6 protein-coding genes are annotated in these 10,845 nt (G+C 70.4%); all 6 read left to right on the plus strand.

Annotated features, from left to right (window positions below):
• The first annotated feature begins 447 nt into the window (after positions 1–447).
• The 6 genes from D180_RS07800 to treA all read left to right on the plus strand — a co-directional run bounded on the left by D180_RS07800 (position 448) and on the right by treA (position 10,820).
• A complete protein-coding gene (locus tag D180_RS07800; RefSeq protein ID WP_017912353.1) occupies positions 448–1,911 on the plus strand; it encodes a glycoside hydrolase family 5 protein in 1,464 nt (487 codons plus the stop codon).
• A gap of 255 nt (positions 1,912–2,166) precedes the next feature.
• Complete coding sequence (locus D180_RS07805) at positions 2,167–3,651, plus strand: glycoside hydrolase family 5 protein (protein ID WP_017912354.1); 1,485 nt, start codon at positions 2,167–2,169, stop codon at positions 3,649–3,651.
• A 164-nt stretch (positions 3,652–3,815) separates the two neighbouring features.
• Positions 3,816–6,701, plus strand: coding sequence for a pitrilysin family protein (locus D180_RS07810; protein ID WP_043090626.1), 2,886 nt, complete (start codon positions 3,816–3,818; stop codon positions 6,699–6,701).
• A 299-nt stretch (positions 6,702–7,000) separates the two neighbouring features.
• Positions 7,001–7,777 carry a DUF72 domain-containing protein gene (locus tag D180_RS07815; protein ID WP_017912356.1) on the plus strand — a complete coding sequence of 259 codons (777 nt, stop codon included), beginning with the start codon at positions 7,001–7,003 and terminating at the stop codon, positions 7,775–7,777.
• 128 nt (positions 7,778–7,905) lie between these two features.
• Entirely contained in the window at positions 7,906–8,829 is a 924-nt protein-coding gene (locus tag D180_RS07820; protein WP_017912357.1) for a GAF domain-containing protein, read from the plus strand.
• 296 nt (positions 8,830–9,125) lie between these two features.
• A complete protein-coding gene (gene treA / locus D180_RS07825; RefSeq protein WP_017912358.1) occupies positions 9,126–10,820 on the plus strand; it encodes an alpha,alpha-trehalase TreA in 1,695 nt (564 codons plus the stop codon).
• The last annotated feature ends 25 nt before the right edge of the window (positions 10,821–10,845 follow it).

Here is a 10,845-nt window from a genome sequence, read left to right on the forward strand (position 1 = left end):
GGGCAGGCGCCGGCGCTGCGGACGGCGGTAGCGGATCCCGACTCACGCGCGCCGCGCTGCGCCGGCGCCGCGGCGCGCGCGGATGGCGGAATCGGGGCGCCACTGGGGCCACTGCACCGCGAAGGACAGGTTTGGACGTTGCACGAAGATCCCTCTCGGCAGGCATGAGCGGCCGAGTGTAGCGAGGCGGCCACGGGACCGGCGAGGGCCGGGCACCCGCCAGACGTGCGCTGTCGCAAAAATTTATTGTGATAAACCGCTCAAATACGAATCTGAACATGCTCTAATGCCGCGCTCGCGCATCACGGGGCCGCGCCGATCCGGTGGCCACGCCGATCCGCGTGCCCCTCCCGGCTTCCACCCGAGCCGGGCGCGGCGTCCGTTGCCCCTACCCTCACCTGGGCCGCTCCGACTGCGGGGCCGGCCCGCTTCCGGAGACCTGCAGAGATGTCGATGTCCCCTCTCACCCGCATCACCCGTTGCGTGCTGGCCGCCGCGCTGCTGGCCGCCAGCGGTTCGGCCTGGAGTTACGCCGTCAGCAAAGGCACGGTGGTGGACGACCGCGGCAACGCGGTGCAGCTGCGTGGCGTCAACTGGTTCGGCTTCGAAGGCAGCGCGCACACCGCGCACGGCCTGTGGGCGCGCAACTGGAAGGACATGATCACGCAGATGCAGGGCCTGGGCTTCAATGCCGTGCGCCTGCCGTTCTGCCCGCAGACCCTGCGCGGCGTCGCGCCGACCAGCATCGACTACGGCCGCAACCCGGACCTGCAGGGCCTGAATTCGCTGCAGGTGCTGGACAAGGTGGTCAACGAGTTGAGCAGCCGCGGCATGTACGTGCTGCTGGACCACCACTCGCCCGATTGCCAGGGCATCTCCGAGCTCTGGTACACCGACTCCTACAGCGAGCAGCAGTGGCTCAGCGATCTGACGTTCGTGGCCAAGCGCTACGCGTCGGTGCCGGGCGTGATCGGCATCGACCTGAAGAACGAGCCGAACGGCCGCAACACCTGGGGCACCGGCAACCTCAAGACCGACTGGAACAAGGCGGTCGAGCGCGCCTCGGCGGCGGTGCTGAAGGTGGCGCCGAAGTGGCTGATCGTGGTCGAGGGCATCACCGACAACCCGACCTGCTCCAGCAGCTACGGCTACTGGTGGGGCGGCAACCTGGAACCGCTGACCTGCACCAAGCTCAACGTGCCGGCCAACCGCCTGCTGCTGTCGCCGCACGTGTACGGCCCGGACGTGAACTGGCAGCCCTACTTCGGCGACAGCAGCTTCCCGGCCAACATGCCGGCGATCTGGGAGCGCCAGTTCGGCCAGCTGACCCAGCTCGGTTACACCATGATGATCGGTGAGTTCGGTGGCAACGAAGGCCGCAACCAGGCGCAGGACCCGATCCTGCAGAAGGCGCTGATCGACTACCTGGTCAAGAAGAACATCCGCAGCGGCTTCTACTGGGCCTGGAACCCGAACAGCCGCGACACCGGCGGCGTGCTCGACGACGACTGGACCACCGTGCGCACCGAGAAGATGACCGGGCTCAAGCGGCTGTGGGGCGACACCAGCGGCACCACGCCGACGCCCACTCCGACCCCGACGCCCACCCCGGAGCCGACGCCCACTCCGACCCCCACGCCGACCCCGGCCCCGGGCAGCGCCAGCTTCAGCACCAAGGTCATCGTCGACAGCGACTGGAACGCCGGCTACTGCGAACGCGTGCAGGTGACCAACAACGGCAGCGCCACTGGCAACTGGGCGGTCACCCTGTCCATCAGCGGCACCGTCAACAACCTGTGGAACGCCACCTGGAAGCAGTCGGGCACCACCCTCAGCGCCAGCGGCGTGGACTGGAACAAGACCCTGGCCCCCGGCGCCACCGCCGAGTTCGGGTTCTGCGCCGCCCGCTGAAGACGGCGCCATCGCCCCGCGCAGCGCGCGGGGCGCAACCTCAACGGCAGCGTCCCACGACGCTGCCGTTGGCGTTTTCACCAAGGTGACGGCGCGCTCGTGGACATCACCACAGCACCTGCGCGCAATCCGTGGACAAGCCCGTCTTCTGCAACGGCAGTCACGGCCGCCATGGCGGACACTGCCGATCATCGCCGCCAAGTATCCGCCCCCTTGGCCGGCGCACTCCGCACCGGCCACCCTCGGAGCATCGCGATGAACCGATCCCTGCATTCCCGCATTACCCGCTGCCTGCTGGCCGCGGCGCTCGTGGTCGCCAGCGGCTCGGCCTGGAGCTATGCCATCGACCAGGGCAAGGTGGTGGACGACGCCGGCAACGCCGTGCAATTGCGCGGCGTCAACTGGTTCGGTTTCGAGACCTCGCAGCACACCGTGCACGGCCTGTGGGCGCGCAACTGGAAGGACATGATCACGCAGATGCAGGGCCTGGGCTTCAACGCCGTGCGCCTGCCGTTCTGCCCGCAGACGCTGCAGGCGGTCTCGCCCGGCAGCATCGACTACAGCCGCAATCCGGACCTGCAGGGCCTGAACTCGCTGCAGTTGCTCGACAAGGTGATCAACGAACTCAGCAGCCGCGGCATGTATGTGCTGCTCGACCACCACACCCCGGACTGCAACGCCATCTCCGAACTCTGGTACACCGGCAGCTACAGCGAGCAGCAATGGCTGAATGATCTGAGCTTCGTCGCCAAGCGCTACGCATCGGTACCGGGGGTGATCGGCCTGGATCTGAAGAACGAGCCGCATGGCGCCGCCACCTGGGGCAGCGGCAATGCCGCCACCGACTGGAACAAGGCCGCCGAACGCGCGTCGGCGGTGGTGCTGAACGCGGCGCCGAACTGGCTGATCGTGGTCGAAGGCATTTCCAACACGTCCACCTGCTCCAGCGACACCGCCCACTTCTGGGGCGAGAACCTGGAACCGCTGGCCTGCACCCCGCTGGCCATCCCGGCCAACCGCCTGCTGCTCGCCCCGCACGTGTACGGACCGGACGTCTACATGCAGCCGTACTTCAGCGCGTCCAATTTCCCGGCCAACATGCCGGCGATCTGGGAGCAGCACTTCGGCCAGTTCGCCCAGGCCGGCCACGCGCTGCTGCTGGGCGAGTTCGGCGGCAAGTACGGCCAGGGCAATCCGCTGGACGTGCAGTGGCAGAACGCGCTGGTCGACTACCTGATCGGCAAGGGCATCCACAGCGGCTTCTACTGGTCGTGGAACCCGAACAGCGGCGACACCGGCGGCATCCTCAACGACGACTGGAGCACGGTGCGCACCGACAAGGTGACCCTGCTGAAGAAGCTGTGGGACAGCGACGGCAGCAGCACGGGCGGTGGCGGTGGCAACGGCGGTGGCAATGGTGGAGGCGGTGGTGGTGGCGGTGGTGGTGGCAACGGCGGCGGCGGAACGCCCACGCCGCCGCCGTCCGGCAGCAGCTTCAGCACCAAGGTGCTGGTCGACAGCGACTGGAACGCCGGCTACTGCAACCGCGTGCAGGTGACCAACACCGGCGGCAGCAGCGGCGACTGGAGCGTCACCCTGTCGATCAGCGGCACCGTCAACAACCTGTGGAACGCCACCTGGACCCAGTCGGGGACCACGCTCAGCGCCAGTGGCGTGGACTGGAATAAGACCCTGGCCCCGGGCGCCACTGCCGAGTTCGGGTTCTGCGCCGCACGCTGAGCGCGCCGCTGCGTCCCTGACGCCACCCGCACGGCCCTTCTCCCGGGCGGGCCGTGCGCGAGGCCGACCGCCCACGCGGCGCCGCGCGGTGTGCCATCAGTCACGTTCCCGCGGCCGCCGCCGCCCCTCTATGCTGGCGCACTGTCCACACTCAGGCCCGGCCCATGCTCCGTCCCTTGTCGCTGTTGATCTCCAGCATCCTCACCCTCGGCACCGGCGCCGCCCTGGTCGCCGCGCCGTCGGCCCTGGCCGCGGCCACGCCGGGCCAGGCGACCGCGCCGGAGATCGCCTACACCCGCTTCACCCTGCCCAACGGCCTGACCGTGGTGGTGCACGAGGATCACAAGGCGCCGGTGGTGGCGGTGAGCATCTGGTACCACATCGGCTCGGGCGACGAGCCGGCCGGCAAGACCGGCTTCGCGCACCTGTTCGAGCACCTGATGTTCTCCGGCTCGGAGAACCACAAGGGCACCTACTTCCAGCCGTTCGAGAAGGTCGGCGCCACCGACATGAACGGCACCACCTGGTTCGACCGCACCAACTACTTCGAGACCGTGCCGACCACCGCGCTGGACACCGCGCTGTGGATGGAATCGGACCGCATGGGCCACCTGCTCGGCGCGATCGGCCAGAAGGAACTGGACACCCAGCGCGGCGTGGTCCAGAACGAGAAGCGCCAGGGCCAGAACCGCCCCTACGGCCGCGTCGACGAAAACATCCTGGCCAACATCTTCCCGGCCAACCATCCGTACCAGCACGACACCATCGGCTCGATGGCCGACCTCGACGCGGCCTCGCTGGACGACGTCAAGCAGTGGTTCCACGACAACTACGGCGCCGCCAACACCACCCTGGTGCTGGCCGGCGACATCACCGTGGCGCAGGCCAAGGCCAAGGCCGAGCAGTACTTCGGCGACATCCCCGCCGGCCGCCCGGTGCCGCGCCAGCAGCCGTGGATCACCCCGCTGGCCAAGCAGACCCGCGGCGTGCAGCACGACCACGTCGCGCAGCCGCGCATCTACCGCACCTGGGTGGCGCCGCAACTGGGCACCGACGACGCGGTGCTGCTGGACCTGGCCACCACCGTGCTCGGCGGCGGCAAGACCAGCCGCCTGTACCAGCGCCTGGTCTACCGCGACAAGCTGGCCGACGACGTCTCCGCCGGCCTGCAGTCGTTCGCGCTGGCCAGCCAGCTGCAGATCACCGCCGACGTGAAGGAAGGCGTGGACCCGGCCAAGGTCGAGGCCGCCATCGCCGACGAACTGCAGAAGTTCCTGGCCGAAGGCCCCACCGCCGACGAACTGCAGCGCGCGCAGGTCGGCTACCGCGCCGGCTTCGTGCGCGGCCTGGAGAAGGTCGGCGGCTTCGGCGGCAAGGCCACGGTGCTGGCCGAGGGCCAGGTCTACCGCAACGATCCGGGCGCCTACAAGAAGGACCTTGAGCGCGCGCAGGACGCCACCGTCGCCAGCGTGCGCAAGGCCGCCGACACCTGGTTCGGCAAGGGCGACTACCTGCTGACCGTGCTGCCGGCGCCGGAAGGCTTCGATCCGGCGGCCGAGGACAAGGCGGTCAAGCCGCTGCCGGCGGCCCCGGGCAAGCCCGCGCCGAAGGTGCCGGCCAAGGGCAACTACAGCGTCGGCAAGTCGCAGGTGGACCGCGCGGCCGGCGTGCCGGAGACCAGCCAGTTCCCGAGCCTGAGCTTCCCGCAGCTGCAGCGCGGCAAGCTCAAGAACGGCATCGAGGTGGTGCTGGCCGAGCGTCACACCATCCCGGTCACGCAGATCCAGATGCTGTTCGATGCCGGTTACGCGACCGACCGCGGCAGCAAGCTCGGCACCGCCAACTTCACCGCGGCGCTGATGAACGAGAGCACCCGCAACCTGGATTCGGTGGACGTGGCGCAGCGCCGCCAGCGCCTGGGCGCGATGACCAGCGTGTCCTGCGAACTGGACAGCTGCGACGCCTCGCTCAACGCGCTCAACGACCAGCTGGCGCCGTCGCTGGAGCTGTTCGCCGACATCGTGCGCAACCCGGCATTCAAGGCCGACGACATCGAGCGCATCCGCGGCCAGTGGCTTGCCTCGATCGCGCAGGAGAAGACCCAGCCGCAGGGCCTGGCGCTGCGCACCCTGCCGCCGCTGCTGTACGGCCCCACCCATCCGTACGGCGTGCCGCTCACCGGCACCGGCACCGAGGCGGCGATCAAGAGCCTGACCGCGGGCGATCTGAGCGCGTTCCAGAACAACTGGCTGCGTCCGGACAACGTGCGCATCCTGGTCGCCGGCGACACCACCCTGGCCAAGATCATCCCGCAGCTGGATGCCGCGTTCGGCGACTGGCAGGCCCCGGCCGGCAAGCGCCCGACCAAGAGCCTGCCGCAGGTGGCCGCGCAGCCCAAGCCGCGCGTGTTCCTGATCAACCGCGACGACGCCCCGCAGTCGCTGATCCTGGCCGGCCTGCTGGCGCCCTCGACCAAGGCGCCGAACAACCTGGCGATCGGCGTGGCCAACGGCGCCTTCGGCGGCACCTTCACCTCGCGACTGAACATGAACCTGCGCGAGGACAAGCGCTGGGCCTACGGCGCCAACAGCTTCATGATCGACGCGATCGGCCAGCGCCCGTTCCTGTTCTTCGCCCCGGTGCAGACCGACAAGACCGCCGAATCGGCCGCCGAGATCCTCAAGGAAGCCAAGGCCGTGGTCGGCGACAAGCCGCTGACCGCCGCCGAGATCGCCAAGATCAAGGAACAGCGCGTGCGCGCCCTGCCGGGCAGCTTCGAGACCACCGGTGCGGTGCTCGGCGCGATGGAAGGCATCGTCCAGTACGGCCGCCCGGACGACTACGTGCAGACGCTGAAGACGCGCCTGGAAGCGGTCGACCAGCCGGCGGCGGAAGCGGCGATCAAGGAGATCGTGGCGCCGCAGGCGATGACCTGGGTGATCGTCGGCGACCTCAAGCAGATCGAAGCGCCGGTGCGTGCGCTGAAGCTGGGCGAGGTGCAGGTGCTGGACAGCGACGGCCAGCCGGTCAAGGCGAAGGCCAAGCCGTAACGCCGCACACGCATGGCGGGGCTGCCCCGCCATGCGCGACGCGCCGGCGCCAGCATGGGCGTCGGCGCCATCGCAACGCATCGCCATCGCCATCGCCAACGCCAACGCGCGATGCGACATGCGACATGCGACGACAGTGAACGCGCAGGCTGCGCTCCGGCGCAGCCTGCAGGCATCGATCTTCCCTCGCATGCGCGGGTCGCGGGTGGGTCGCCAAGGCGGCGTGCCCCGCCTGTCCTTCACGGCGCCTGGTCGCAACGCTTGGTATCCGCAAGGCCTGTCCTGGCCTGCCACTGCCGATGCCGACCGCTTTTCCCCGCCGCGGCGCCACTCCTCGCATCCGCATCGGCTGCGCCGGCTGGTCGATCGCCAGCACGCAACGCGCCTTGGTCGGCGACGGCGCCAGCCAGTTGGCGCGCTATGCCACCCGCTTCGACGCGGTCGAGATCAACTCCACGTTCTACCGCGCCCACCGCGCCAGCACCTACCAGCGCTGGGCCGGCAGCGTGCCGACGCATTTCCGCTTCTCGGCCAAACTGCCACGCGCCATCACCCACGACGCGCGCCTGTACGGCGTCGCGCCGCTGCTGCAGACCTTCCTCGACGAGGTCGGCCATCTCGGCGACAGGCTCGGCTGCCTGCTGGTGCAGCTGCCGCCGAGCCTGGCCTTCGATGCACGCACCGCCGCCACCTTCTTCGCGATGCTGCGGCGCCGCTGGCACCGCGGCATCGCCTGCGAACCGCGCCACATCAGCTGGTTCGACGCACGCGCCGAGGCGCTGTGGCAGCGCCACCACATCGCGCGCGTGGCCACCGACCCGACCCTGACTGCCAGCGCCGCGCAGCCGGCAGGGGCCGCGCCGGCCTACTGGCGCTGGCACGGCGCACCACGCCTCTACTACAGCGACTACGCCGACGACACGCTGCGCGGCCTGGCCGAGCGCGTCGTCGCCGCCACGCCACGCACGGGCGAAGCCTGGGTGATCTTCGACAACACCGCGCTCGGCCACGCCCTCGACAACGCCGCCACGCTACAGACGCAGCTGCGCGCGCTCGGCGTCGGCGCTGCGGGCTGATCGCCAACGTACGGCAATCGGGCACTTGGCGTGCACCACGTCACGCTTGTGCGCCTGTCCACGCGACGTCGCCACGCCCTGCGGTATGGTGCTGCGCCTCGCGATCCGCGCCAGACCCGACGCCGCCCATGACCGATGAAGCCCAGCGCCAGCGTGTCCTCGACAGCTACCACATCGTCGACAGCCTGCCCGAGGACGCCTACCAGGACATCGTGCAGATCGCCGCCGCCCTGTGCGACACCCCGATCGCGCTGCTGTCGCTGGTGGATCGCGACCGGCAATGGTTCAAGGCGCGGATGGGCCTGGAGGTGCCGCAGACCGAGCGCAGCCAGGCGGTGTGCGACCACGCGATCCGTGAGCCCAAGCAACTGATGGAAGTGCCCGACCTCGCCGACGACCCGCGGTTCGCCGACATCTCGGTGGTCCGCGGCGACATCGGCGCGCGCTTCTATGCCGGCATGCCGCTGGTGACCGACGAGGGCATCGCCTTGGGCACCGTGTGCGTGCTGGACACCACGCCGCGCGAACTAAAGGACGCCCAGCGCGACGGCCTGCGCGCGCTGGCGCGCACGGCCATGCGCCTGCTCGACGCGCGCCGGGATGCGCTGCAGCGTCAACGCGAGGCGCTCCTGCAAGCGCACCCGGTTGGCGACAACACGGACTCCGGCACCGGCGGCCGCTACCGGATGGTGATCCTGGAAGTGCAGGAACTGGCCGCGCTGGCCGAGCGGCAGAGCGAACGCCTGCTGGGCAGCAGCCTGCAGCAACTCGACCGCACCCTGGCCAGCTACGTGCAGGACGACGGCGCCGCCGACAGTGTGGACCGGGCGACCGACAGCGCGGAATTCATCGTCATGCTGCACGGCGCCGACGCCGAGCAGAAGCTGCGCGGCCTGCGCGAGATCGCCGCGCGGCAGCAGGCGCTCGGGCTGACCGTGCTGGTCGGCGACGCCCAGGCCACGCGGGCGGACGAGCCGATCGGGCAGGTGTTCCTGCGCGCCGAAGCCGCGCTCAGCGCCGAGAAGGACCGCCAGCGGCCGCAGACGCCCTGACCTGCGCGCTGCGTGCCGCCGCGCGCTGGACGGCAGCTCCCCCGCCCTGACACGGGTGGGCGCCGAGTCGGCCCCAAGGCGGGCAGTCCCCAAGCTGCCCCGCCGACCGGGAGCCACGCCGCCCTAGCGGCCCCGTTCTTGCATGCCCCCAGGCGTTGCGGCCCCTCACCGGTACGAGCCGGGCGGCGCGCGGCCGCCAGGGCAGGATCGGGTGGCCACGCACCGGATCCGGCCGCGCGCCCCCGTCTCCGCTTCGGTCGTTTACCATGCCGCACGCATCCTGCTCTGGACCCGACATGAGCCATGCCGCTCCTCCCTGTTGCACCCCGCTGCTGAGCCTGTCGCTCGGCCTGTTGCTGGGCACCGCCGATACCGCCATGGCGGAGGCCGCGCCCGCGACCACGCTGACCGCGCCGGCACCGCCGCCGCAGACGCCCGACCTGGCCTATCCGGAACTGTTCCAGGCGGTGCAGCAGCAGGAGCTGTTCGACGACCAGAAGCACTTCGTCGACGCGTTGCCGCTGCGCGACCCGGCGCTGATCAACGCCGACTATCTGGCGCAGCGCCAGCAGCCGGGCTTCGACCTGCGCCGTTTCGTCGCCGCCAACTTCGAGGAATCCGGCCCGGTGCAGACCGAGGCGATCCGTCAGGACACCGGCCTGCGCGAGCACATCGACGCGCTGTGGCCGCTGCTGGTGCGCCGCCAGGTCGACGTGCCGCCCCACAGCAGCCTGCTGTCGCTGCCGCACCCGTACGTCGTGCCGGGCGGGCGCTTCCGCGAGGTCTACTACTGGGATTCCTACTTCACCATGCTCGGCCTGGTGGAGAGCGGCGAGCACGAACGCAGCCGGCAGATGCTGGACAACTTCGCCTACCTGATCGACACCTACGGGCACATCCCCAACGGCAACCGCACCTACTACCTGAGCCGCTCGCAGCCGCCGTTCTTCTCGCACATGGTGCAGTTGCAGGCCAAGGTGGAGGGCGATGCCGCCTACGCGCGCTACCTGCCGCAGTTGCAGAAGGAATACGCGTACTGGATGGAAGGCGCGCAGACCCTGGCCCCGGGCAGCGCGCATGCGCACGTGGTGCGGCTGGCCGACGGCAGCCTGCTCAACCGCTATTGGGACGCCCGCGACACGCCGCGCCCGGAAGCCTGGCTGCACGACGTGCGCACCGCCGCCGAGGCCAAGGACCGCCCCGCCGCCGAGGTCTACCGCGACCTGCGCGCCGGCGCCGAGAGCGGCTGGGACTATTCCAGCCGCTGGCTCGGCGACCGCAAGACCCTGGCCAGCATCCGCACCACCGCCATCGTCCCGGTCGACCTGAACAGCCTGCTCTACCACCTGGAGAGCACCCTGGCCCTGGCCTGCGCCAAGAACCCCGGCGCGGCCGGCTGCGATACCGACTACGCGGCCCTGGCCAGCGCGCGCAAGACCGCGATCGACAAGCACCTGTGGAGCGATGCCGGCTACTACGCCGACTACGACTGGCAGCAGCGCCGGCTGCGCGACCAGGTCACCGCCGCGGCGCTGTACCCGCTGTTCGTCGGGGTCGCATCGCCGGCACGGGCCAAGCGCAGCGCCGACACCGTGCAGGCGCAGTTGCTGCGCCCCGGCGGCGTGGCGACCACGCGCCTGCACACCGGCCAGCAGTGGGACGAACCCAACGGCTGGGCGCCGCTGCAGTGGATCGCCGTGGACGGCCTGCGCCGCTACGGCCAGGACGCGCTGGCGCAGCGCATCGGCAGCCGCTTCCTGGCGCGGGTGCAGGCGCTGTTCGCGCAGCAGCACAAGCTGGTGGAGAAGTACGGCGTGGACGCGCAAGCCAAGGGCGGCGGCGGCGGCGAGTACGCGCTGCAGGACGGCTTCGGCTGGACCAATGGCGTGACCCTGTTGCTGCTGGATCTGTACGCGGCGCCGGCCGCGGCGCCGACAGCGCCGCACGCGCAAGCGACGACCGAAGCCGAGGCGGAGGCCGTCGCGCTCTGAGCCGCCGCGGGCGGCACCGCGGCCA

The organism is Xanthomonas sp. SHU 166 (assembly GCF_000364685.1).
Taxonomy (GTDB): Bacteria; Pseudomonadota; Gammaproteobacteria; order Xanthomonadales; family Xanthomonadaceae; genus Xanthomonas_A; species Xanthomonas_A sontii.

Bases quoted from the DNA above. Each gene is read 5' to 3' on its own strand.
- D180_RS07805 (WP_017912354.1), top strand. From the start codon at position 2,167: ATGAACCGATCCCTGCATTCCCGCATTACCCGCTGCCTGCTGGCCGCG.
- D180_RS07810 (WP_043090626.1), top strand. From the start codon at position 3,816: ATGCTCCGTCCCTTGTCGCTGTTGATCTCCAGCATCCTCACCCTCGGC.
- D180_RS07820 (WP_017912357.1), top strand. From the start codon at position 7,906: ATGACCGATGAAGCCCAGCGCCAGCGTGTCCTCGACAGCTACCACATC.
- treA (WP_017912358.1), top strand. From the start codon at position 9,126: ATGAGCCATGCCGCTCCTCCCTGTTGCACCCCGCTGCTGAGCCTGTCG.
- D180_RS07815 (WP_017912356.1), top strand. From the start codon at position 7,001: ATGCCGACCGCTTTTCCCCGCCGCGGCGCCACTCCTCGCATCCGCATC.
- D180_RS07800 (WP_017912353.1), top strand. From the start codon at position 448: ATGTCGATGTCCCCTCTCACCCGCATCACCCGTTGCGTGCTGGCCGCC.